The organism is Gilliamella sp. ESL0232 (assembly GCF_013346885.1).
Taxonomy (GTDB): domain Bacteria; phylum Pseudomonadota; class Gammaproteobacteria; order Enterobacterales; family Orbaceae; genus Gilliamella; species Gilliamella bombi.
Map to the genome: position 1 here is coordinate 74,455 of NZ_JAAEDW010000002.1, position 22,185 is coordinate 96,639.

A 22,185-nucleotide genomic window follows, 5' to 3' on the forward strand; every position below is an offset into this window, starting at 1 on the left:
ATCTACATCGCTTTCTGAGCTATCTCCTCCAAGCTGAGCGTACTTAGATTGGATAATATGCCACTTGGTAAAAAACCCAAAAAATGGAATTTTAAACCCTCAACTATTACTTGATAGTAATGACTTCTGCGCGTGTTAAAAAACTCACCCGCTTCTTGTGGTTTTTGAAACAGTACTTTTTTACCGTTTTCATCTACCGCAGTGACATAATCAAGTATGAATTTTTCTATTTCAGCAAATTGTTCAGAGCCAATATTTGATGCTAGTTGACCAATGTCAACACCTGATTTATTTCCATTAAATGAAAAACAGCCCTGAAGTAGAGCTGTTAATTTTTTTAGGTATTTATTTGATTTGAAAAAATCTGCTTGTGTGAATGTATAAACTACATCATCAATAGTAAAATCTGTGCTTTGCATTATAAACCGCCTTTAATATCAAACTCTGCTTTAGTTGCTTTAAATGTCCACGTTACGCCGTTGTGAGCTGTGCCTCGTGCGTGTGTTGGAGGTGTTGTAAACCAGCACCCCGTTAGTAAAAACTCATCACCGTTGCGCAAATCTTTATAAGTAATTAATTTACCCGTTGCAGTTGTTGGGTTATTAATTTGAGCATTGCGTAACTGATTTAACTTCTGATTAGTTTCAGAATGCTGTAACGTTTTAATAGTAACAGTTGCGCCACGATTACATGAGTGAACAAAAACACCCTTGCCGTTAATGCCGTATGTGATATCGCCATCATCGCCAATGGGCGCAATACTGATAGCATCTTGCGCATTCTCGTAGCCCGTAATTTCAGTGCCGTCGATAGTCAAGACGGCATCCTCTAAAGAAAATGATTTAGACATATAAAATCCTTATCGATTGAATTGAACAATAATATCGACGCTATGACCTGCGCCAGCAAGTTTAAGAGCACAGTTAATAGGCATCATCTTGCGAGCTTCTCTATCCGCTGTATCTTGCATATCGAACGAATCAGAATAGAAATAGTAACCGTTAATATGATCGCCGTATGATAGCTCGCCAACATCTCCACCTGTCCATTTTCCAGAACCCAAGAACCCATTATTAATAAACTGTTCTCCCGGAATTTTCATTGCGCTAAGTAAAATTTCTTGCCCCCTATCAGTTTGCGGGATTTTAAACGGATTACCCTGTAACGTATTAAACATTTGCACTTGCGACACATTAATGAAAGCATCTAGACCAGCGGTTTCATCAATAAATGTACCGCCAAGCATAACGCCCTCAGCCAACATGTTTACACCCGCGTAATCAGTATAAAAATTTATACCCAAACGTCGGCATTTTGTTGCTTCGTTGATTGTGATTTTATCGTCTGATGTGACACTAACTTCTTGCTTGAATTTAACCGTTTTAGCCGTGTTTACACCTGTCCAAACCGTTGTTAGTGCAATTCCCATTAATTCAGCCGCGGCATGTGTATTGCCCTTATTGTTATACTGAACCATCAAACGACCGCTATTACGTTTTGATAGGGTTTTAAGTACGTTGTTATCAGTATATTCAATATTGGCTGGGCGAGTTTCGGTGTACGCCATAACCTTTGCGTTTTCAACGCCTTGGGCAACCACCCAATCGTGAGCCTCAACTAATTCAGCGTCAGTAATCGTATTAGCAAAATAAACGCCGTACCAATTCTGGTATTGGTTTTGTAACTTGCTAAGTGCTTCCGCAGGTGTTTCTTTGTTGTAAGTGATCGCATCTTCACCGTTAATTAGCGTACCTCTGCCGTCGATTAGATTAGTCATATTACCGACATATGTACCATCTAATTGCGCATCAAATACATAACCAAAATTAGCACCTTTACCCTCGGTATTTGCTGATAAGATAAATCGACTGCCGACAGCGTCATAAATGAATTTGACACCAATGTCATTTAGTTTTGCATTAACGACATTTGCCACATCTTGCATGCTTGAAACAGTAGAAAAATCTAGCTCTTTAACATCGATTTTTGCATCACCGAAATAGAATGACAGATAGCCGTCTGTGATATTTTTAAATTGAATATATGAAACCGCTAACGCTGAACCGTTTATTTTTGAACTAATCGCTGATGATGTGAAATTTTCTTTCATATATCTAGCAATTAATGCTGTTTTTGGTTTTGGTCGTGCTGAAAATAATGCGGAAGCCGCACGATACGCATCTGAATTAGTGCCAAATAAAGACGCTACACTGTTAACATCTGAAACAACGACGTAGCGAGTGTCTGGATTTGTAAATTCGTCGCACATTTCATCAGTGAAAATAGCAACTACGCTTAAATCACGCTTTTGTGCGCCACGTGGAGATTGCGGTAGAGTTACATCCACCACTTGACTAATTGGTAAACTCATTATTACCCTCTTTTTATGTTTAATTTAACTGTATCGCCACGCCTCAATTGAGCCTTGACGATCGGATTAATTGAAAATGTAAGATCGACCTGCGCACGCTGTTCTTTACCACCCGCAATAGTTGTTGGTAGACTTCTAATTTGTGAGCATTTAAGATATCCCATGCCTAACCGCTTTAGTCTTTGCCAAACCTCCGTTAATCGCATTGATTCGGTTAATTTACACAGCATATCGTAGGCATTCTTACCATAAGCATTGATTGAGATAGTGACCTCTCTGAGAGTTGATGCAATTTCTTCTTCATCTGTACCGTTGAATTTAACATCAGTACCGATATCCGATTGATACGCATTTAGTACCGTGATAAATTTATCCAGCTTTGAAACGTCCTGCATATTGTTAGCATCAAATACCAGTTCCTCAGGTAACGTCAAAACCTCCGCTATCGTGCGCCTGACTTCCATCATATCTAGTCGCGAGACAGTCGTAATAGCCATAATCACTCCATATTGATTCCGAAATCACTTTAAATCTCATACCGTGATGATGAAATAGCACGCCATTCGTTAGCTTTTCACGAGAAAATATCCTGACTGTTGGATTGTACCTATCGCCCTCCGGTAGTATTTGTAAATCATCATTACTGGCAGGTTGAATAATGCATGTAATGCTACCCAGTGATTCAAAATTAATTTTAGTAGCAAAAAACGGATCGCTTAAAAATTGCGATATTAATTCACGATTCATTTTCTCTTACCTCGTAAGTTATTGATGCCCGAAGTTGTCCAGTATCGATAAGTGGCTTATTAGCATCTTTGGCACGCTTCTTTTTCTTATTTTTAACTGGAGTTAACTTTCTTTTTAATGTTTCAGTGGTGTTAGGTTGAAATTCTCCATCAGTGATTTTTTCAATAATCTTCCCTTGAAGATAAGCACCAACTTTAGATAGAGCATTTTTGGGCGTTATTTGTCCAGATAAGCATTCTGTTACCATAACATTGGTTAATTGACTTAGGTTTTCGGCTTCTTCTACTGCTGTAGACCGCATAAAAGAGCGTTCAGGGATGCCTTTTTCTGGTACTCCAAATTCATGAATAAGCCCTAACTCAATATTGGTTATATCTGTGTTAGTGTCTTCTTCCGAGCTTTTACGTGGCTTTCCGTCACTTGGTATACCAACAACTAACTGCATACGGTTTAATCGCTCTGCCCGTTTTATCACAGCTTTCAACCTTTTACATATCTCTAACTCGCTCATCCAATAACTCCTATAGGCGTTATCAAACGACGTAACCGTAAGTATTCTTGACCGTATGATGTTGAAGTTAAATCGTAGTCACTTGGGTTGCCTGATGATGTGTTTTGTGATGTGTAGCCGATTGATAAACCGCCTGCTGATTTGCTTGATACTGATTTAAAGTTTTCGCCATTGTTAAAAATAACGTTATCGTCTAAATCCCGATTTAAAAAGCCTTTGATAGCTAATCGGTGCGCAGTGTAAGCAAATAAGCCGAGGTTATACAGCTTACCCCATGCTTTCTCACTCACAACTAGCGCACTGCTTTCTAAAAAATGCTTGATTGTGCTGTCATCGACTTTTGAAAATTCGGGGTATTCATCGCGAAAGTTCATAAATACCCCTTATTTATCAGGATTTATAGTCTACATACTGCGCAGATTTAGGCTCTTTCCACATGACGCCAGTGAATGCTGAACGATAACCACTTTGATATGAGAGTAAATCTTTTCGCATTACTTCTAAGATTTCTGGCATGTGTACTTTCATTTCAAGATAATCTTCGTCATGAGAATAAATAGCTAATCGAGATTTATTTTTATTAATCTGCTTAGCATATTGCGCTGGCACTTTAACGAAGTTGATGTTAAAGCTCTCATTTTGTGAGGCTTTACGTAGCGCAGCCATTACTCTATCTATTGCCGCAATTGGAAGTAAATCTGTACCGACGATTTGAGGGTTAGGATCGAACTTCTGCATCGCAGTCATAAAGTCTGCGGCATCCATCGCTATATGTGTTGGTTGAATGGTGTAGTTTGATCTTGACCAAACTTCATCATATGCACCAAGAATCATTTTTACGAATTCATCAGATGACATTTCAGCTAGCGTTTTGCCTGATGTGTCGTTATAAACTTCAACCTGCTTCCCAGTTAACAGTCCTTCTTGACCCGGCTTTTGTTCATGCCCAACATAACCCGCATACTGAATTGTGGCCACCGCATTCGCATACAAATCATTTTGTTTCTTGGCAGGTAAATTTATGCCCAGTTTCTGCGCTTTCTCAATTTCTTGTTGAGTGTATACAAGACCTTTAGCCCATTGAACTACTGGTGATTTTTTCGCTTCAATGGTGCTATCGATTGTTTCAAGTGATGTGGTTTTAATACCAATTACACCATTTTTAACAGACCCACGAACTTCAGTAACACCGTACTCCCATTCTTCGGTTGCAAAGTTCAGCCCATCAGTAACAGGCACAGCTTGACCGATGTTAATTTCTGGTAGTTCTTTTTCTTGTAACTGTTTATCACGCTCTAACAGCTGTTCTGTGATAACGTCACTATAATCTACATTTTCATATGCCATTATGCTTTAGCTCCTCTTGTTGCAACCTTAACCGATTGCGCATAACCTAATGTAATTGCCGCGCAGTGATTCCCATTACTAACACGTTCGACCCAGTAACCTAAGTCAATATTACCTTCTGCAACATTTGTGATTTTCCCAGCATCATCACCAGTTGGTACGATATAAACACGCTCACCACGCTTCAACTCGATATCATTTACTGCTAGCGCAACAACTGAATCGCCATGAGAGAAGTGTCCGATGTTGATGTGACGGTTATTTGGGTGCTTGTCGCCGTAAATATCACGCACGATAATTCCGTGAATTAAATCATTTGCTGATTCGATTGCTTTAATACCGCCGTCCGCATTAACTGCAACGAAAGTACCGCACAATAAATCTTTACCTGTTAAATTTTCTTCGCCCCACACCTTGCTGTCTGAGCTAGATACACGGTAAATAGAACCGGGTTGCATTGTCCCCTGTTCTGAATCCCAACTTGTAAAACTGTAACCCATATTATTTGCCTCCTAATCGTTTGCTTGCTGATTTTGCCGGTGCTTCTTTGCTGTCATTAAGCAACCTTGAAACAACCTTGTTTTTCTTCGTGCTTGTTGCTACTAGACCAGCATAAGCTGCTCTGATTTCTGCGTCTGTTAATTTTGATGCTTGGTCCTTTGTGTAAATACCATGATCGACCAATACACCGATACGAACATCACGACCACTTTTAGCGTCATTTAACTTAACTTTTGGGAATCGTGCTTTAGCATCATTCATCACACTGTCCTTGTCTTTTTCAGCCTCAAGTTCTTCAACGCGCGCTTTGTATTCGTCACGCTCTTTCTTAACTTGTTCAAGCTCTGCTGTTAAAGCCGTAATTCTGGCGTCCTTGTCGTCTTCGCCTGCTGTTGGTTCTTCATCGTTCAAAGCTTCAAGTTTTGCTTTTAGCTCATCGATTTGTTTTTGAAGTTCATCAGCCTTGGCTTTTGATTCTTCATCTTCTTTACCTTGAACTTCTTCCAGTTGTTTTGTGAGTTCATCAATCATTTTATTGATTTCCTCTTTTGACAACTCCCCCTCAGCATCATTTAGACGTTTACGAAACGAATCGATCAATGCGAGTAATTTATTTTTTTTAGGCATTAAATTTGCTCCTATTTTTGGTTTACTATCGTTTAATCTACAATCTGAGCCAGCGCGACCTTCGGCAACGATAGCAACATGATTGACCTTGATATTTTTGTGATAAAACTTACCGTTAACTTCTTGAATATCCGCAGGCTCATAACCAACCGATAATTCGCGAATATCTTTGTTTTTGAGTAACTCAATTGCTGAAGCATCTTGAATATATGCATCGCATACAATGTAATTACTCTCCACTCTTGGGTTCTGAACATGTCCAACCGTTTTGTTTTTCCAATCGCTAGCATCAACTGACTTTTTGTCCGGATGTGTGATTGTGATTGGCATACCATCAATTGATTTAAGTGTGTCTGGTTTACTGAGTTCTTCAATTGTTCTATTAACATCAACAAGCTTGTTTGCTCTGCTGTCAGTTAACCCAATTTCATGACCGTAATACTGTAAAACTCCGCCTTTAGTGATTTTTGCAGTTGTTTTTAAGTAGCCTTGCGGTGTTATTTCCCAAGCCATAAAGCCCTCTTTTAGACGTAAATAATCCTGCTCAGTTAAGAGCATGGTTTGATTAATTTTGTTTTGATTAGAATTTAATATAAGGAATAGCTAAACATCGGCACTGATAATCTTCGCCACATTTGCCAATGTATCCGCCAATTGACTTGCGCTTTTTCCATGTTTTACCCTCATCGTCTGAGTAGATTGTAGGGTCTGAATATTTGCATAACATGTTATTTAAAACTAAATGCGATTCACGCTCCCGTGCGTCACCTGTGCCTTTCCATTTGTAAATGTCAAAGCCCAGTTTTTTATTGCGCTCTTCTTCAAAATCAGCGTTAATTTTAGCTGTTTGGTCTCTTGCAATGAGTTTTGCACGAGAGTACGAGACATTGCCTCTTGCACGAATTTCATTAATTAGCTCGCCATGCCTAAAGCCCTTTTTGTAGTTTGTGAAAACATTTGAACCGATATCATTGATAAAGTCATTTTTGATTGATGTTATTAGCTCGACATTTTGCTGAATAGCTACTGCTAACGTATCGCCCAAAATTTCTTTTTCAACAATACTTGAGAGGTCAATATCAAACGCATTTTTAAAATTTCGAGTAAATTGTGTCTTATTCTGATAGTGAACCTTACTCACGAATCGAGTAGCCAATAATTTGGCTCTTTCCTCAATGCGCTCACCAGCAATTGACGCCAGCACTTCGATTAAAGAGTTGATGTAATCATCATCACTAATGGCGACAGCATCAACCAAGTTCTTTTTACTCAGCGCATCAGTAATTCGGTTTATCATCGCTCGAATAAAATCAGCTAACGCATCACGATAATAAACCTCAGCTCTTTTGCTGGGCGTTGTTGGTGGTAAAAACCTATCACGCCCCTGTAGCGAATTCTTCAGTAGAGAATAAATCTCCATCTTTCAAATCCTCTTCTGTAGTGTTAATTAGCAGTTTGCGCGCGATTAACTCGGTTTGCGCCACTTTATCAGGAATAATATTAGCAGTAACCAAAGCAGAAAAAGCACTAGCAAATTGACTAAATCTGGCGGCTTCTTTGTCTTCGTTAACCACTTTTATCGACGGGTATTCAAACGTTAGCCCATGATTCGGCATCATCTTATCAAGAATAAATTTATCGATAAATTCTTGAGCTGGTCGCAATCTGCTTTCTTGTAATGCGTTGATTGTGCCGTGGTACGATTCTAAGTCTTCTTCACCTGTGGAAAAGCCACTAGCAGATAACCCAAATAGCACTGTAATTGGTCTATCTAGCGCACCCGCGGTAACGGTAATGAGTTTTGTTAAAACCTCAGACAATCCGCCATATGTTGCTGTTTTTTGCTCCCAGCGACCTTGAGCTTCACTATTACCAGCATCAAGCGCAATAGCATTCATTGAAGATTTAGTATGATTAATTAGATTGATGAATTTTCTAATATCATCCTCTTTGCCTTGAGCTACCTTTGCTATCAAATCGGGAATAAACAACACATCAACATTACTATCTTGAATAATATCGCCAATGCATGTAATCGTTGTGTCAAATAAGCGAATAGCATTGTATTTATTTTGTAGGTCCGATATGCCAAATTGATTTCTATCTGTTAATTTTGATTTACCTAGTTTCAATCTGTGACAACGTGAATGATGAACCTTGTTATTTTTCCCGATTGTGTAGTGAATTGGCTTGCCAAAATTCGCTGACTTCAAATCATCATCAATATTACTATCTGGATTAAACTCATTTTTAGTTAACACAATAAAGCGCTGAATATCTTCGATATCCGATAATGGCAGTGACAAATCATCGGCGTCAGTAATGGCGACAATTAACGCATCACCGAACAATGAACTAAACGCCAAAAACTTCTCTTTTATTTCGTTTAGTTTTAATCGGTTTTCTTTTTCGATAACGAGTTTTAGCAGATTTTCATCATAATCACCACTAAAAACCCTTGGCAATTTGAGCATGTCCTCCGCTGTTTTATCGATGTATTTACCTGTCAGCCACGAACTGCTATACATGTTTAATAATTGTCGGTCAGATATTTTTTTGTTTGAATATTTCACCGAATCGTTTTTGTTACCAAGCGATGTATACAGGCTTTCTACTGAATCAGTAATATAATTTGCTTGTGTCATAACACATCCAAGATTGATAATTTGTTTTTAATATAACCGTCTAACGAGTATCGAACAGCATCCCAGCAGTGATTATTTGCATCAACAATAATTGGTAACACCTCACCCGTCATCCTATCGGTTTTATAGCTATATAACCGTGCTTCGGTTGCGGTATTTTTACAACGAGGGTGGATAATAATTTTCTTAAACCCTCGCAGATATGCGATACCGTCCTCAACACTGCCCTGCCATTTTTTTGCAGCTGAGATATTAAAACCCTTGCGCTTGATGTGGCTAATAGTTTCGGGTCTTGAACAATCGCCCTTGATTAGCCATTTTCTTGCTTCTGGCACTGAATCATAAAAAGTTGGCATTTCGTCGAGTTCGATATTAACGCCGTATGCTTCATATTCGATGTACAGACAATCATTTAGAATAAATGAGCGGATTAATGTATTCGGGTCATTAGCAAAGCCGAAGTCAGCACCAAATAATAAACGGTCTGCTTGTTTGTGCAGGTTGTCATCAAATTCTTCAACAACATATCGGCCACTTAAAACTTGTTTATCTGAGTTTTCAAGATAAGCACCCTCCCACACCCAAGCGTATGATGCGTAATCCAATCGGGCTAAGTCGTTTAATCGTTCTTGCTCTAAAACGTCAGGGAAAAATGGATTATCGTTATAATTCATCTCAACGATAATAGCGTTATCTGGCGGGGTTTGTCTGAATCTTACATCGGTTGGGCTTCCCTCGGTTTCAGGGTTCCACGTTACCCATATTTCGGAGTTGGTCTCACGAACCGTCGGGGTTAACTTTCGCCATGCGATTTCTGAAACATTTTCCGCTTCATCAACCCAGCATAGTAATATGCGTGCTTTTGATTTAATACTATCCAAGTTATGACGTAAACCACAAAACACATAACTAACTAATCCGTTTTTGGTCCTGATATAGTTTTGACCGATGTCATAATAATCAGCTAACCAGTCAACTGAGCGAATAGCTTGCTTGACTTCTTCCATGGAAGAATCAGCTAACGAGTTCATGAATTCACGAGCACACAGTATTACACCGCTTACCCCTGCTTCTGCAAATTGATAACCTTTGATTGCCGTCATTAATGCAAATGAACGAGTTTTAGCGCTACCTCGACCGCCGTACGCTCCTCGATACCTGACATTTTCGGCTACAAACATAGATATCAATTTTTTGGGTAACTGTATTTGTGCTGTTGTCATAATATTTACTCTTTGGGTGTAACTAACTCTATTCGTGTTGGTTTTGGTGACATCGAGCCGTCTGATGACTGGTGATCGATTTCTTGTTTTTCGCTATAGCCATGATTAGATAGCATTAGCTTTGTAATGGTTGGATTGAATGAGCTAGTTAGCCCACCATTTATTAGTTTATTCTCTTGTAACGTTTTAATTGCTTCTAGCGTGTCGGAAAACTCTTTGTTTTGTTTTGCGTATTCATACATTGATGACTTGTGCTTACCGAGATAACAAGCAAGACCTGCAACACTTGGCACTACATCCCCAAATGTTTCGTAGCCCCCAAGTAAGTATTGTTTAGCCTTAATTAAGCATTCGGCTAGTTCACTTGGGCGACCCACTTTTTTCTTTTCGCCCTTTTTCATAATCTTTCCTTTTATGCAGCCAGAATAAATTTAATCTGACCTTTTGTATTAAATATTGTTGAGCATCGAGCCTCAAAATCTTTGTAATCAATACAGCCTTTTGCAATTGTTGTTATTGCTATTAACTGGTCTTCTACTGCTTTTAGTGCGTCTGGTTTTAAGAATTGATGTATTTTTTCGCCTTTCTTGGTGCGCTCTTTGATGCTCAGATAAACCTTTTTAGGTAGCACGACACCATAAACCCATTTTTGCGTTATCAGCCCAAATAATGATGGACAACCGCCAATATGATTATTGAATGGCAAGTTAGTCATTTTTGATAATGCCTGATAAAAAGGTTGTTGGAATCGCTTTTCCCATGTTTGCGGTTGACTATAAGTTAGTATTGCTAATACTTGCTCATCTGTATAAGTAACAGCCTGAGAACGAATAAGCTTATCAATTTGCTCATCACACCATATCTCAAAATCAACAGATAACCAACGTGCAAATCTAACCGCCAACTTAGGATGAATCCAAGTACCACCATCATGTTTACCTCTTTTGGTTTTTAAATACGAGATTTCACCGTATTTAGATTGTAACGCTTTGATGTAATTGATTGTATCTGGAAGTCTTAGCCAATCGTTTGGGACCTTGTTGAACTTTTTAGCCGCTTCTGTTGCGTTAATCCATCCATCATCATTGAAACCAACTTGATGACCCTTAAAATCGAATTTAATAATATTCATGGTATTCTCCATTAGAAATGAGTTTTAGTCACACAGGGAACCAGTCAAGAGAGGTAACCATGAAAACCATCTGGTGCCCTCTAAAACTCATTCCTAAGTGGCTCTTGTTGTTAATTGCCGTGTGATGGCAAATTTCAGACATAAAAAAACCGCAATTAAGCGGTTTGATTAAATATGCAGTTATTTTTTATAACCGCCCGGGATTTTTTATAGTTTATGCGGTAAAAGTGAATAGTTATTTATACAGGTGCTTAATTGACAAGCTATTAATGATGAGTATCTAAGTTAGTAGTTTTAAGGGGAGTTGGTTCACGGTCGCCAAACTTAGAAGCCAGATCCCCTAGTACGAAGAAATTAAACATGATACGGATAAAAATGTAACAAATTGTTTAATAACACTAATAGAATAACTCAGACACAAAATACCGTCAAGTTTCATTTGCCACTAATTTCCCTTATCGCCCTTTTATCCGCATTACACTGCCTAAGTTCGTTCAATAATTCAGTGTACAAAACTGGACACTGTCCCCAAGTGATTCGTTTATCAATATGAGGCTCGTTATTTGGCTGTGTTAGCGAAGCAGGAATATTGCATTGATAAACGTACTCAGTTTTTACCGCTCCGCATCCAGTCAGACACGTTACTAGGCATAAAATCATTAGCACATTGATTATTTTTAAGCGCATCTTTTATTTGCTCTTGAAGTTGTTTAATTGACATAGCGTCTTGAGCTTTTTCTTGCTCTCGTTGCGTTATAATTTGATTGTTTTTAGCAATATCCCGGTTCAACTGTTCGATTTTTCCGAACAGTTCAGCGTTATCTTTTTGTAGACGTTTCTTCTCTTGATAATTGCTGTAACCGAAATAGACAGCAAAGACAAAAACAGCAATGGTTAATGCGATGCTTAATATCTTTTCTTTACTCATACCAAACCACTTAAATAAACCGTTTTACCGCCCTGCTTAACCGCTGTTAACACTATTTGACGATTGTTAGTTGGGCTAAATCCAATATGGACCCATTGGTTGTGCTCTTGAATTAATTTATCGAACTGTACCCCAGCCTCAATCAAACGCCGACAAATTTCTTTAGGTGTTCCAAATGATGATTTAAAATCAACTGCCAATCCTTGAGTATGAGCACTTGTTGCTACACCGCCAACTTTAGCATTTAGTGCAGGGCAGCGATATCCAGACGTGATAATAATTGGCTTACCTAAAGCTTTTCTTACTAACTCAAGATGAGTAGCTGTTAATTGCACGTTAGGCATTAAATCGGCAGGCACAGAGTTATCAATTTTTAATCTGCTGGCTGTTGTCGAGCGCGTAAATTCTTCTAGCGTAAAATGTTCAGTTAGCTTGGTCATCGTTGTTATCAACCCTTTTTCTTAACATTGAATTTGATATTTGACGTAATTTATCAACCCCTAAAAATCCAATTGCGCCACCAATAAAAGGATTCATGCTGACAGGCAAACCAAAATAATCTAACCCACTGCTAGCGGCTAATGACAACGCACCACACAATAACGCTTCTACCCATTTACGACGTCCACCCACACCATCATACGTTAAACGACCGTAGGCGATGATGATGGACAAAACGACGCCATAAATTAACGGCGCATTCGATTGCAACCATTCCATGATTGATGATTTATACATGTTATTATTCTTCTTGTTAGTTAATGATGTGACAGCGTACTAGCTAAATGTTAGTTATATGTGTGTCTAGCTTTGCTGTCGATTCTGTAGAAATAAATAGACCTAAACATGATTACAGAGGTTTAGGCACGGTCACGACTCGACGACATCAATGTCGCCGACATGCATGAAATTTGGACATGAAAAAACCGCAATTAAGCGGCTTCATTTAATAATTCTATTCGGTAATAAATATATAAAAAAACAATATTTTTTGATAAATAGTGTTGACTTTTACTGTAGGATACCTTACAATAATAACCATCAAGTAAGGGACTTGATAAGGTAAACCCCCGACCTAAGACGAGGGCTTAAGGAGAAGTAAAATGAAGTTCAAAATACTCATTTTAATTCTGCTACTTTTGATTAGCTCGCCAGCATTCTAAAGTAGTTCAAAGGAGAGGGAAACCTCTCCGATGACCTTAAATATATCAACTATTATTTAATAAATCAAGGTGGTTATATGGCATTAACAAGAGCCGAAATTAACGAACGAAGCAATGAAAAACGAGGCATTAAAAATAAAGCCTTTAAATTAAATATAGACGATATCGCAATGATTAAACAAACGGCTTTAGACTTAAATATATCAGAAGCCAAACTTGTAGTAGAAGCAATTAAATTCTACAGAGAAAACAAAAAAGCCTCTTAATTGAGGCTTATATGTAACTATTTACACTGTTGAGTAATGAACTTATTATCATTACCCTGAATTTTTTCTATTAGCTTGTTGCGCTCGCATTCCCATTTTTCAGGCGGAAACATTTTATCCCACGCTGTCATCAGCTTTTCTTCTTGATTAGATAAATTAATTTTGTATTTATCAGACATATATAGATATGTGCGAGCTATCATCCCTCGAATTTCATCTCTCGGCTGAAATTTTCTTTCTTTGAAATCTACAGCCGTTTTACATTGTCCGTATTGATTAAATTTGTCCGTAAACTGCGAATAACGATAGTTAGAACGGTCTCCATTTACTTCACCGATAGCTGGTTGCAAGTTGTGCATGTCACCTTCCATTTTATTAAAAGTAACATCTTTTTTACACGCTGTACGTCCACCATCACGCCAGCACTGCAAGTGACGTCCAAAATTTTCGGCAGGCATAACATGCTCCCATTCAATGCGTTCAGCTCTATTTAAATTCTTTCTTGGCTCATATCCGCATTTAGTGAAATTAACAATGCCTTTCTTGCCAGTAAATACGAACTCACAACCACAATAAAAGGTAGTCTGTTCAGGATTTGATTTATATAACTGGACTAATTGTGTTTTTGCGGTATTAAAATTTTGAGCTGAATTAGCAAATAAGGGAATAATAAGGAGAACTACAAGAAACTTTTTCATAAATCCATTTGAAGTAGAAAATAAAAGCCAATCTTTTTGTTTTATCTTGATTTTTATGCGCTCTGAACCGCACTATAGACATATTATCTGTTTAAACGTTTAAACAGTCAAGTTATTAATTCTAATTTTTTATTTATTTTTTTCTAAAATTAATTTTGCTCCCTCCAAAATCAGATCATGATTAGAGCCTGCAACATCAACAGCTTTTTTTATTAGTTCAAGATCTTCACTATTAAAGCGTGCGCCAAACATTTTTAATGAAGCTAACCTTTTTTTTTCATATACAGTATCTGCTTTTTTTTGTGAATCACTTCGACTTTTTTTTTCAGTCATCTTTTAACTCCATCTTCTCGTTAAAATAGTCGCGATCACCCATTTTCGATTGATATCGATATGCATTAATTTGCTTATTATTTTTTGACATTAATAGCAAATGCCGGCTATCAAATTCTTTATTTAGTAAATCGAAAAATGCCGCACATGCGACATTAAAGCTATTTGTATTAGTTCGTGTATCAACAAGAACCTGGCTAGTGCCTTTTTTAATTTGTTTAATTACATAAACGCGGTACATTTAATTCCCCACAATATACTTGATAACACCTTTACCACGTCGATCTGTATAGATTTTAGTTGACCCCAAAGATCTATGACCTAGCAAATTATTAATATTTAAACCTTGTTCATTATACAACAACGCAGATAGAGATCTAATCTCATAAAACGACGGAGCCAATCGCCCATCATTTGCAAAAATTCCTGCGGCTTCTCGCATTTTTGAAAACCAAGTTGTCAATGAATGAGATGAGACTTTTGCTTTTCTCCGATCGCTTTCAACCAAGTATTTTTTACCTCTAGTCATGACAAACAAATCGCGAATTGATGTCCCGATTGCTTCAAGTTTCAAATCAAGAGGCATAGATACAATCACACCGCTTTTAGCTGTTCTGACATTCAAATAGTCGTTTTCAATATCGTCCATAGCTATATTAACAATTTCGCATGGGCGACGTCCAGTGACCAATGCTGTAAGCATTCCAATATAAAAATATTCAGGCGCGCACAATTTTGCGATTTTCAAAATTTTTAGAAATTCATCAAGTTCAAGACGTTCACGCTTAACTTTGCAGATCGGTCGCTCAAGCCTTGCAGCGGGGTTATTTTCAATAATACCTCTTGACCATGCTGTATGAAAACTCTGTTTTATAAATAAATATGTTCTAACCGCTTTATTTTGTTTTTTTTGTTGCCAAACCTCATCTATAATTATAAACAGATCAAGCGTTCTAATAATATCCATTGGGCGATTACCTATCTTTTTTCGTATGAAATTCGCAATATAAATTTTCTCTTGAACTGTTCTAAATGTTATATCACGTTGCTTTTGAATTTCAATAAATTGATCTAACCATTCATTAACACTGATTGTAGCCATAAAATCCTCTTTTTGTCTAGAAGCTCGGAGCCTTCCGAGCCAGTTTTAGAAGTTTAACTATTTTGAAAATTCAACTAATTTAGTTGTTAAATTTTCCAACTGTTTTGCAATACTTAATGCTTGTTGCTTTAAGTTATTTATTTCAGTTCTTAACTGTTCTACATCGCTGTCATTGTTAACAATGGTTTCAGTTTCAAGATTGTGTGTAGCTATTATTTTGTAATTAATATCATCTCTATTTTCTAAAAATTTTAATGCGCCTAGTGGCAAATCAAGAATTCTAAAAACAGATTCAGATTTAACTACAGTTAACCAGTTTTTTACTGAACCGCCAGACTTAATTTCACCACTGACAAGCACAATACCATCGCCAATAGTGGCGCCTGAATCTCTACCACGTGCACCAGCAATAATACGACCTGCCAAGTAAATTGAATCTTGATGCCCAAGCAAATTGTCATCTCCCACTGTAATATCAACATCCACAAATGTTGTTTCAGAGCCATCATTACCATAAACTTCAAGCAGAATCTCTTTTACTAAATCTTCAGATCTAATATCAAAAGACCATGATTTTGATGAGTAATCGTATTGCCCATTAAGTTTTCTTGCTTTAGAAGAAAATAACGGATTGTACTGAGATGTTACATTAATTGTTTTATTAGATTTTTTGATAGAAACTTGCATGATATATACCTTATTCGATAATCACGGTTCCCGCCGTGTCGGTTGAGTTATTCTTAACTCTTGTGATATATAATATATCGGTATTCCGATAATGTCAACGCCATTTTTTATTTATTTTTAAAATTTCCCGATTTCGAAAACAATTCGATGATATGACCTCTAATAAAGCATTCTGCGGCAAGTAATGTTTTAGTTATTTCTGTTGTTTGCTTACCTAAAATTCGAGCTTGTTTACTGCATGAAATTTCACGAAGATAAAAAGAAGTTAATACAGCCCAGTGTTCAATATTATCGGATTTAAGTCTTAACACCGCATTATCAACAATTTCAGCTTCATCTTCTGTTAAATATTGACGATAATCAAAATCCATTGGCGCACCATCAATACCTGCCGATTTTGATGGGTATTCTGTTCCCATTCTTTTTAAAATACGGGTGTTTTTCCATGCCGTTAAAATATCTTTAGTTTCTCTCATTGCTCCCCCAATTTACTTATAGATAATTCTATTCTGCCACCCTTGATAACTTCTTTTCTTTCGCTGTGTAATACATCTATTTGCTCATCATCTAAAATGACACCGCTATGAATTAATGCATCAAAAATAGCTTTATTTATATTATCTAGGTCTCGTTTTCTTCTATCTGGCATATAAGCTTTGATATCAACCATTACCCGTTCAGATAGCTTCTTATCAGCTTTATTCTGCAACACAATAGCTATAACGGCGTTTCTAAATTTAATGCCGTCAGGTTTAATGTATCTTCGCTTTCCTGCCGTTCCCCAATAATGATTAACCGTTGGAGGATATGGCAAAGTCAGATGAATCATAATCTAATCTTCCCTTCTTTGATTAGTATGTCCTGAGTTCTAATTACACCCTCAGCGTGCGCTAATCTAACGAATTCATGCTCGTGATTTCTTGTCCTGCGGTCGATTTCATCATGACAAGCTGAGCAAGCCCAAGCTCCTTGTAAATCATTCGGCTTCATACCTATGCCACACGTTCCTGCCAGTCTGTAATGAGCTAGTACTGTAGTCTCTGGATTATGATTACAGCACGGCAATCGAACCGTGCACTCTCTCCCTCTTGCTTCTTTAGTTAGCCTGCTCATCGTTAACCCTGTTTAAATTATGCTGATTAATGTATTCTCTGCGTTGTTCTCTAACTATTGCAATTGCTCGCTCTAATTCTTGCTCTTTATCATCGTATAGTTTCAGTTGTTCTTTGTGTGTGTTAATCATTATTTTCAGCCTCTTTTATCATTTGCTTAATTTCTTCAATACTTGACGTGCAAAGATATCCAGGTGCTCCGCAGCTATTTGTAACGAGAACTATTACTGATTTGAAATCACCGTAATTCTTGACAGTTTCCAACGACACTATACTGTCAATACTAATCGAAACTTTGTGTGTTTTTGCTTGATTTTCTTTAACGTTGTTGCAACACTCGACAACAACATCAACAAATTTTTTCTTACTTGTTTTACTTGCTTCCGCCCTTTTAATTACATCTTTTATTAGCTCTGTTTGTAATTGCTCAAACTGTTTATCTGTCAATTTAATTTCCATCATGCCACCTTTGATAATTGGTCTTTGTACCAATCAAATATTAATAAATCTGACTTAGACTGCTCGCTCCAATTGACGCCCTTCTTAGCTCCAAATGCATATGCTAACTCCAATAAATCACTTAATTCTTTTTTACTCATTGTTCTTGTTGATTGACCTAAAACAATAAAGCCTGTCCCATCTAAATTGGGTACCGTTTTTTGTCCTTTTAGTGTTGCTGTAAAAACGTGCTTCCATTCTTCTGGAGTTAGCGTTAATCCGTGCCAATTAACTTGTTTCGATATATCCGTTAATGTTGCCCACATACGGGCGTTTTGCTCTAAAGTTCTAGTCATCTCTTGAATACAAACTACTAATGGATTTTTACTATCAACTGGTAATGAGCGAATAAAATTAATTAAATTGTTTTTTACTGTTTCGCTAACTAGTTTAAATATTTTCTTATTTGCCATTACTTAGTTGCCCTCCAACATCAATGCAAAGATGTTTTTTATTTTCAAAAATCTTCTCGTACTCGTTTGCTTTTGCGATATCTTGCTCTAACGCATCTTTTTTACCTGCCCTGATTCGATATTTCAGAATGTTACCTAGGCAAAATCCCCTAAACTGCTCTACAGTCATGCTACGCGCTATGATGTCGATAGATTCGACACCCTCGATTATTTGGTAATGTTTAGGATTTTTTACGTTGTCACTCATCACCCGATCCCCCGTCTAATTCAGCCCGTGCCTGCCAAATTAGTAAAATGAGTCCAATTTATCGGTTGGTGTCCGTCTTTTATGATTGTTGCTGTTATTTTGTAAGCCATTTCTGTATCAACTCCCTCAATTTTGCCTTATCTTCTTCTGAATATTTTTTAACTCGTTCTGCTAATTGCTGTTTAATCTTTGCCGTATTAGCTCCCCTGCTCTTTATCTCTCTCACATAGTCGTACGCTATTTTGTCGAGCATGTGATTGAGTCCGAGCGGGCAGTGGTTAACCTGCTCTCGCATATTTACGCTCTTTCTTAACTGGTTCTGTGTTTGCTCTAGCTTGTGATTCGAGCTGATCTACTTCATAAATGCGACCATTGCTAATGCCTGCAAAAACAGTGAAATTACCTGAGCCATGGCGATTTAAAGCAACGTTAATTTCCATTAAGTTTTTATCTGCGTTATCGTTGTAAACTGCATCACGATAAATACCCACCCAATAATCACAGTCTTGCTCAATTTGCCCTGTGTCACGGCTGTCGCTTGGTATTGGTCGTTTATCCGCTCTTGATTCAAGATTACGATTTAATTGAGTTAACATAACAACAACGCAATTAAGCTCTTTAGCCAATGCTTTTAGCCCTTTAGTGATTGCGCCATAAGCCAAGTCATTGCGAGTATCATCACCAGTTTTTTCTTTCTCCATTAGAGTTAGATAGTCAACCATGATCATGCCTATTTGCCCCTTTTCTCTTGCCATTCGTCGAGCTTCTGAACGGATATGCGATAGTGTGATCGCAGGTGTATCGTCAATGTAAATGTTATCGGTGTTTGATAATTCGTTGAGATGATGCATAACGCGCGCAAACTCTGAATCCGAACCTAAACCACCGTCATAGAAAATATTGCTGTTTACTGCTGATTCTTGGGCTAAAATGTTTTCAAGCATTTGCTCATCTTGCATTTCTAACGAAAACATTAGTACGGGTAGTTTTTCATTCATCGCGCAATGACGAGCCATGTTGATCTCGAATGTTGTTTTACCCATTTTTGGACGAGCACCAACCACAAACAGCGAGCCTCTAACCAACCCTTTAGGTGCTAATTTCTCATCTAATGCTTTGATTCCAGTTGATAAACCACGCGCACTATCTGCGTTTTCTAATCGTTGCCCAAGGGTTTCTGTCCATTTATCAGCAATTGTTTTTAACGACTTAAGTCCAGTTGTTTTACCAGTTTTGTTATAGTCATCAATTTGCGTAAATAGCGCATGAATAGCTGATATTTTGTCGCTAGTAGATAGATTTGATTTCTCAAAAATCATAGCGCTACAGTCGTTTAATTTTTGCAATGTGTAACGTTCAATAGCTTTATCTCGAACGATTCCAGCATAGGCTGTAACGTTGATCATCGACGGCGTATTTTTGGATAATTCAGCCAGATAAGCTAAACCACCGCAATCTTTCAAAGTTCCTTTTGCTTCCATACTGTCTGACAAGGTAATCAGATCAATCGGGTAGTTTTTACGATTTAATTCAAGCATTTCAGAAAAAATAACCTGATGATGTCTGCTGTAGAATGATTCTGGCTTCAATGAATAGATTGCTTTTTGGCAGCGGTCTGATTGAAAATCTAACATCATTGAGCCAAGCACAGCTTGTTCAGCAACTAAGTCATGTGGGATCACGTTCATAGCGTACCCTCCACAACTTTCAAGTATGTACTTGGTTTTATGATGTAATCGAAATCAGCACGCCAGCCCCTGTCATTTTCGCCGAAGTAAAACGGTTTTGCATGGTCCACAAAATCATAAAAATAATTAGCCAAGTTTTGGAATGTTGGTTGATCAAGCTCCTTGAGTAATTTCTTCACTGCGTTTTTTCGTGCAGTAGTCATTTTTTGAATTTGAGGTAATCTGTTTTCTACAGCATCGTTGTATGCATCCATGACCAAATCAAAATCAATATTATTTTCTTTTGTAATATTGTTTTTAATAGTGTCTTTTGTAGAGTGACATTTTTTGTCACTGGTGGTAGTGACATTTTTTGCTACTGGTTCCATGCATTTTTTGCTACCAGTGACATTTTTTGTACCTACATTTTTTGCTACTGGTTCTGATGTTTCTAACACTAGTGAATATTCAGTAATTTCACCATTATTTTTAATTGCATTGATCAAACCTAAATTTGTTAATTCAGATAGAGCTGCATAAACAGTTCTCTTGTCTTTTATCCCTAAATATTGCATAAATTGAGATATGCTGATTTTATCGCTTGTTTTGCCCCATCCCGTAGTTTTGCGAGTAATCAGTAAATAACAACGTAACGCATTAGCTGACATATCAGCCATTAATTCATCAATAACAGCGTTTGGTACTTGAAATGAGTTTGAAATGAATTTACTCATTAATTAACCCTCATAGAATATTCAGCATACTTCTTGCCGTTTCGGCTTTTTACCATGCGGCTATCTATTGAATGACCACGTTTTTTTAAGTCATAAATACGCGCACCTAGCCTAAGACAACCGTATTGATCTAATGCCTGTAACTGATTAATGGTTTTACCACTTTGCAAATGTCGTAAAATGTTTTTGCATTGGCTTTGTGTGCTTTCATTGTTCAATGTGCTCATGAGCGACCTCGAATAACAGACCAGTTGACATCAGGTCGGAGCTCTTCGCATTTAACTGCTCCGTTTGTTTTGTCTTCTATATCAATTGCTTTTTCTATTGCTATTGCGTTAACGTTGTTTAACCATTGCCAAACTTGTGACTTAGAGACATTAAGTTTTTTAGACGTCTCAACTTGAGAGCCACCAAAGAAATCAACGACCTTTTTTATTGCTGGATTTTTCTTTTTCATATTGCCTCATGTATAAAAATAAAATACATAATAAGAAAAGTATAATTTGACTATACAAATAAGTAAAGTATTTTTATACGACAAAAGTATAAAATTACTTTACTATCTTAAAAAAGGAGAAAATATGGATTTAAATGTCGCTGAATGGGTTAAACAATCCCGGTTAAAAGCTGGTTATACACAAGATCAACTAGCTGAAAAATTATCAATGACTAAAGGTAATGTCTCAGCCTTTGAAAATGGCAGAACATCGCCTAGTTTTAATGTTATGTTAAAAATATGTAATATTTGTGACGTATCGTTGCCAACAAATGAATTAAAAACACCGACCGAAGAAACTGCAGTGATAATTGATGAATTAACAGTTAGAGCGGAATGTGGAACGGGTGAATACAATGATTACTTTGAGCTTCGAGGTGGTTTATCTTTTAGTAAAGAATGGCTGAAAGAAATGGGCATCAATCCAAAATATTGCTATGTAATATACGCAAAAGGTTTAAGTATGTATCCGACATTACAGGATGGACAAGCTGTTTTAATTGATACAAGCCAAACAATGCCAATTGAAAATAAAGTTTATTTGATAATGAGAGATCTTAACGGTCTAATCATGAAGCGAATCACTAGAGATAAAAATGGGGACTGGATCTACATCAGTGATAACGCTGACAAAAGTGCATTTCCAAATATGTATGCTTTTCAAAATGATAAAATAATTGGGCGGGTTGTTTGGACTGGAGGTAATGCTGGTCTGTAACCTTAGCGGTTGTGCGTAG

General features: G+C 37.3%; 38 protein-coding genes. 2 read left to right on the forward strand and 36 right to left on the reverse strand.

Annotation, left to right across the window (positions count from 1 at the left end; all coding sequences use genetic code 11):
* Positions 1 to 2: 2 nt before the first annotated feature.
* The 19 genes from GYW75_RS03160 to GYW75_RS03245 all read right to left on the reverse strand — a co-directional run bounded on the left by GYW75_RS03160 (position 3) and on the right by GYW75_RS03245 (position 12,770).
* On the reverse strand, positions 3 to 419 hold the full coding sequence (locus GYW75_RS03160; protein WP_174798401.1) for a phage tail assembly chaperone: 417 nt from the start codon (positions 417 to 419) through the stop codon (positions 3 to 5).
* A complete protein-coding gene (locus GYW75_RS03165; protein WP_065569045.1) occupies positions 419 to 850 on the reverse strand; it encodes a phage protein in 432 nt (143 codons plus the stop codon). Before GYW75_RS03165 ends, GYW75_RS03160 begins: the two co-directional genes overlap by 1 nt.
* 9 nt (positions 851 to 859) lie before the next feature.
* Positions 860 to 2,371 carry a DUF3383 domain-containing protein gene (locus GYW75_RS03170; RefSeq protein ID WP_174798402.1) on the reverse strand — a complete coding sequence of 504 codons (1,512 nt, stop codon included), beginning with the start codon at positions 2,369 to 2,371 and terminating at the stop codon, positions 860 to 862.
* 2 nt (positions 2,372 to 2,373) lie between these two features.
* Positions 2,374 to 2,838, reverse strand: a complete 465-nt coding sequence (locus GYW75_RS03175) for a phage neck terminator protein (protein ID WP_174798403.1) — start codon at positions 2,836 to 2,838, stop codon at positions 2,374 to 2,376.
* The gene (locus GYW75_RS03180; RefSeq protein WP_174798404.1) at positions 2,792 to 3,118 is read right to left on the reverse strand and encodes a hypothetical protein; all 327 of its coding nucleotides are present in this window, start codon (positions 3,116 to 3,118) and stop codon (positions 2,792 to 2,794) included. The genes GYW75_RS03175 and GYW75_RS03180 overlap by 47 nt, the downstream gene beginning before the upstream one ends.
* Positions 3,108 to 3,629, reverse strand: coding sequence for a hypothetical protein (locus tag GYW75_RS03185; RefSeq protein WP_174798405.1), 522 nt, complete (start codon positions 3,627 to 3,629; stop codon positions 3,108 to 3,110). Before GYW75_RS03185 ends, GYW75_RS03180 begins: the two co-directional genes overlap by 11 nt.
* Positions 3,626 to 4,003 (reverse strand): DUF4054 domain-containing protein, encoded by a 378-nt coding sequence (locus GYW75_RS03190; RefSeq protein ID WP_174798406.1) that lies wholly within the window; start codon positions 4,001 to 4,003, stop codon positions 3,626 to 3,628. Before GYW75_RS03190 ends, GYW75_RS03185 begins: the two co-directional genes overlap by 4 nt.
* 16 nt (positions 4,004 to 4,019) lie before the next feature.
* On the reverse strand, positions 4,020 to 4,976 hold the full coding sequence (locus GYW75_RS03195) for a major capsid family protein (RefSeq protein ID WP_174798407.1): 957 nt from the start codon (positions 4,974 to 4,976) through the stop codon (positions 4,020 to 4,022).
* The gene (locus tag GYW75_RS03200) at positions 4,976 to 5,476 is read right to left on the reverse strand and encodes a structural cement protein Gp24 (RefSeq protein WP_174798408.1); all 501 of its coding nucleotides are present in this window, start codon (positions 5,474 to 5,476) and stop codon (positions 4,976 to 4,978) included. The genes GYW75_RS03195 and GYW75_RS03200 overlap by 1 nt, the downstream gene beginning before the upstream one ends.
* 1 nt (position 5,477) lies before the next feature.
* The gene (locus tag GYW75_RS03205; RefSeq protein WP_174798409.1) at positions 5,478 to 6,617 is read right to left on the reverse strand and encodes a DUF2213 domain-containing protein; all 1,140 of its coding nucleotides are present in this window, start codon (positions 6,615 to 6,617) and stop codon (positions 5,478 to 5,480) included.
* A gap of 67 nt (positions 6,618 to 6,684) precedes the next feature.
* On the reverse strand, positions 6,685 to 7,524 hold the full coding sequence (locus GYW75_RS03210) for a phage head morphogenesis protein (RefSeq protein ID WP_174798410.1): 840 nt from the start codon (positions 7,522 to 7,524) through the stop codon (positions 6,685 to 6,687).
* Positions 7,481 to 8,749, reverse strand: a complete 1,269-nt coding sequence (locus GYW75_RS03215; RefSeq protein WP_174798411.1) for a phage portal protein — start codon at positions 8,747 to 8,749, stop codon at positions 7,481 to 7,483. Before GYW75_RS03215 ends, GYW75_RS03210 begins: the two co-directional genes overlap by 44 nt.
* Complete coding sequence (locus GYW75_RS03220) at positions 8,746 to 9,972, reverse strand: PBSX family phage terminase large subunit (RefSeq protein WP_174798412.1); 1,227 nt, start codon at positions 9,970 to 9,972, stop codon at positions 8,746 to 8,748. Before GYW75_RS03220 ends, GYW75_RS03215 begins: the two co-directional genes overlap by 4 nt.
* A gap of 5 nt (positions 9,973 to 9,977) precedes the next feature.
* Positions 9,978 to 10,373 (reverse strand): DNA-packaging protein, encoded by a 396-nt coding sequence (locus GYW75_RS03225; RefSeq protein WP_174798413.1) that lies wholly within the window; start codon positions 10,371 to 10,373, stop codon positions 9,978 to 9,980.
* A gap of 11 nt (positions 10,374 to 10,384) precedes the next feature.
* A complete protein-coding gene (locus tag GYW75_RS03230) occupies positions 10,385 to 11,104 on the reverse strand; it encodes a KilA-N domain-containing protein (RefSeq protein ID WP_202983913.1) in 720 nt (239 codons plus the stop codon).
* 435 nt (positions 11,105 to 11,539) lie between these two features.
* On the reverse strand, positions 11,540 to 11,791 hold the full coding sequence (gene lysC, locus GYW75_RS12700; protein ID WP_446719036.1) for an Rz1-like lysis system protein LysC: 252 nt from the start codon (positions 11,789 to 11,791) through the stop codon (positions 11,540 to 11,542).
* Positions 11,712 to 12,032, reverse strand: a complete 321-nt coding sequence (locus GYW75_RS03235) for a hypothetical protein (protein WP_174798415.1) — start codon at positions 12,030 to 12,032, stop codon at positions 11,712 to 11,714. The genes lysC and GYW75_RS03235 overlap by 80 nt, the downstream gene beginning before the upstream one ends.
* Positions 12,029 to 12,472: a D-Ala-D-Ala carboxypeptidase family metallohydrolase gene (locus tag GYW75_RS03240; protein WP_174798416.1), complete on the reverse strand. Its 444-nt coding sequence runs from the start codon at positions 12,470 to 12,472 to the stop codon at positions 12,029 to 12,031. The genes GYW75_RS03235 and GYW75_RS03240 overlap by 4 nt, the downstream gene beginning before the upstream one ends.
* Positions 12,456 to 12,770, reverse strand: coding sequence for a phage holin, lambda family (locus GYW75_RS03245; RefSeq protein WP_174796895.1), 315 nt, complete (start codon positions 12,768 to 12,770; stop codon positions 12,456 to 12,458). Before GYW75_RS03245 ends, GYW75_RS03240 begins: the two co-directional genes overlap by 17 nt.
* 502 nt (positions 12,771 to 13,272) lie before the next feature.
* Here GYW75_RS03245 and GYW75_RS03250 point away from each other — a divergent pair.
* Positions 13,273 to 13,461: a ribbon-helix-helix protein, CopG family gene (locus GYW75_RS03250; protein WP_160413105.1), complete on the forward strand. Its 189-nt coding sequence runs from the start codon at positions 13,273 to 13,275 to the stop codon at positions 13,459 to 13,461.
* A 17-nt stretch (positions 13,462 to 13,478) separates the two neighbouring features.
* Here GYW75_RS03250 and GYW75_RS03255 read toward each other — a convergent pair whose 3' ends face one another.
* From GYW75_RS03255 to GYW75_RS03335, 17 genes are all read right to left on the reverse strand, one after another.
* Positions 13,479 to 14,159, reverse strand: coding sequence for an endonuclease (locus tag GYW75_RS03255; RefSeq protein ID WP_174798417.1), 681 nt, complete (start codon positions 14,157 to 14,159; stop codon positions 13,479 to 13,481).
* Between the two features lie 129 nt (positions 14,160 to 14,288).
* On the reverse strand, positions 14,289 to 14,492 hold the full coding sequence (locus GYW75_RS03260; RefSeq protein ID WP_174798418.1) for a hypothetical protein: 204 nt from the start codon (positions 14,490 to 14,492) through the stop codon (positions 14,289 to 14,291).
* Positions 14,485 to 14,733 carry a hypothetical protein gene (locus GYW75_RS03265; RefSeq protein ID WP_174798419.1) on the reverse strand — a complete coding sequence of 83 codons (249 nt, stop codon included), beginning with the start codon at positions 14,731 to 14,733 and terminating at the stop codon, positions 14,485 to 14,487. Before GYW75_RS03265 ends, GYW75_RS03260 begins: the two co-directional genes overlap by 8 nt.
* Positions 14,734 to 15,594 carry a tyrosine-type recombinase/integrase gene (locus tag GYW75_RS03270; protein WP_174798420.1) on the reverse strand — a complete coding sequence of 287 codons (861 nt, stop codon included), beginning with the start codon at positions 15,592 to 15,594 and terminating at the stop codon, positions 14,734 to 14,736.
* A 57-nt stretch (positions 15,595 to 15,651) separates the two neighbouring features.
* Positions 15,652 to 16,281, reverse strand: a complete 630-nt coding sequence (locus tag GYW75_RS03275; protein ID WP_174798421.1) for a hypothetical protein — start codon at positions 16,279 to 16,281, stop codon at positions 15,652 to 15,654.
* A 107-nt stretch (positions 16,282 to 16,388) separates the two neighbouring features.
* Entirely contained in the window at positions 16,389 to 16,757 is a 369-nt protein-coding gene (locus tag GYW75_RS03280; RefSeq protein ID WP_174798422.1) for an antiterminator Q family protein, read from the reverse strand.
* Positions 16,754 to 17,110, reverse strand: coding sequence for a RusA family crossover junction endodeoxyribonuclease (locus GYW75_RS03285; RefSeq protein ID WP_174798423.1), 357 nt, complete (start codon positions 17,108 to 17,110; stop codon positions 16,754 to 16,756). The genes GYW75_RS03280 and GYW75_RS03285 overlap by 4 nt, the downstream gene beginning before the upstream one ends.
* Positions 17,107 to 17,394: a DUF1364 domain-containing protein gene (locus tag GYW75_RS03290; RefSeq protein WP_174798424.1), complete on the reverse strand. Its 288-nt coding sequence runs from the start codon at positions 17,392 to 17,394 to the stop codon at positions 17,107 to 17,109. The genes GYW75_RS03285 and GYW75_RS03290 overlap by 4 nt, the downstream gene beginning before the upstream one ends.
* The gene (locus GYW75_RS03295; RefSeq protein WP_174798425.1) at positions 17,378 to 17,524 is read right to left on the reverse strand and encodes a hypothetical protein; all 147 of its coding nucleotides are present in this window, start codon (positions 17,522 to 17,524) and stop codon (positions 17,378 to 17,380) included. The genes GYW75_RS03290 and GYW75_RS03295 overlap by 17 nt, the downstream gene beginning before the upstream one ends.
* A complete protein-coding gene (locus tag GYW75_RS03300) occupies positions 17,517 to 17,840 on the reverse strand; it encodes a hypothetical protein (RefSeq protein ID WP_238786392.1) in 324 nt (107 codons plus the stop codon). The genes GYW75_RS03295 and GYW75_RS03300 overlap by 8 nt, the downstream gene beginning before the upstream one ends.
* An 11-nt stretch (positions 17,841 to 17,851) precedes the next feature.
* A complete protein-coding gene (locus GYW75_RS03305) occupies positions 17,852 to 18,304 on the reverse strand; it encodes a recombination protein NinB (RefSeq protein WP_174798427.1) in 453 nt (150 codons plus the stop codon).
* On the reverse strand, positions 18,294 to 18,551 hold the full coding sequence (locus tag GYW75_RS03310) for a DUF3310 domain-containing protein (protein ID WP_174798428.1): 258 nt from the start codon (positions 18,549 to 18,551) through the stop codon (positions 18,294 to 18,296). The genes GYW75_RS03305 and GYW75_RS03310 overlap by 11 nt, the downstream gene beginning before the upstream one ends.
* Before the next feature lie 20 nt (positions 18,552 to 18,571).
* On the reverse strand, positions 18,572 to 18,661 hold the full coding sequence (locus GYW75_RS03315; RefSeq protein WP_174798429.1) for a DUF1187 family protein: 90 nt from the start codon (positions 18,659 to 18,661) through the stop codon (positions 18,572 to 18,574).
* 168 nt (positions 18,662 to 18,829) lie between these two features.
* Positions 18,830 to 20,239 carry a replicative DNA helicase gene (locus GYW75_RS03320; RefSeq protein WP_174798430.1) on the reverse strand — a complete coding sequence of 470 codons (1,410 nt, stop codon included), beginning with the start codon at positions 20,237 to 20,239 and terminating at the stop codon, positions 18,830 to 18,832.
* Positions 20,236 to 20,952 (reverse strand): replication protein, encoded by a 717-nt coding sequence (locus GYW75_RS03325; protein ID WP_174798431.1) that lies wholly within the window; start codon positions 20,950 to 20,952, stop codon positions 20,236 to 20,238. The genes GYW75_RS03320 and GYW75_RS03325 overlap by 4 nt, the downstream gene beginning before the upstream one ends.
* Positions 20,952 to 21,179 (reverse strand): helix-turn-helix domain-containing protein, encoded by a 228-nt coding sequence (locus GYW75_RS03330; RefSeq protein WP_174798432.1) that lies wholly within the window; start codon positions 21,177 to 21,179, stop codon positions 20,952 to 20,954. The genes GYW75_RS03325 and GYW75_RS03330 overlap by 1 nt, the downstream gene beginning before the upstream one ends.
* Positions 21,176 to 21,409 carry a transcriptional regulator gene (locus tag GYW75_RS03335; protein ID WP_174798433.1) on the reverse strand — a complete coding sequence of 78 codons (234 nt, stop codon included), beginning with the start codon at positions 21,407 to 21,409 and terminating at the stop codon, positions 21,176 to 21,178. Before GYW75_RS03335 ends, GYW75_RS03330 begins: the two co-directional genes overlap by 4 nt.
* 124 nt (positions 21,410 to 21,533) lie before the next feature.
* Here GYW75_RS03335 and GYW75_RS03340 point away from each other — a divergent pair, with 124 nt between their 5' ends.
* Complete coding sequence (locus GYW75_RS03340) at positions 21,534 to 22,166, forward strand: XRE family transcriptional regulator (RefSeq protein WP_174798434.1); 633 nt, start codon at positions 21,534 to 21,536, stop codon at positions 22,164 to 22,166.
* Positions 22,167 to 22,185 lie beyond the last annotated feature (19 nt).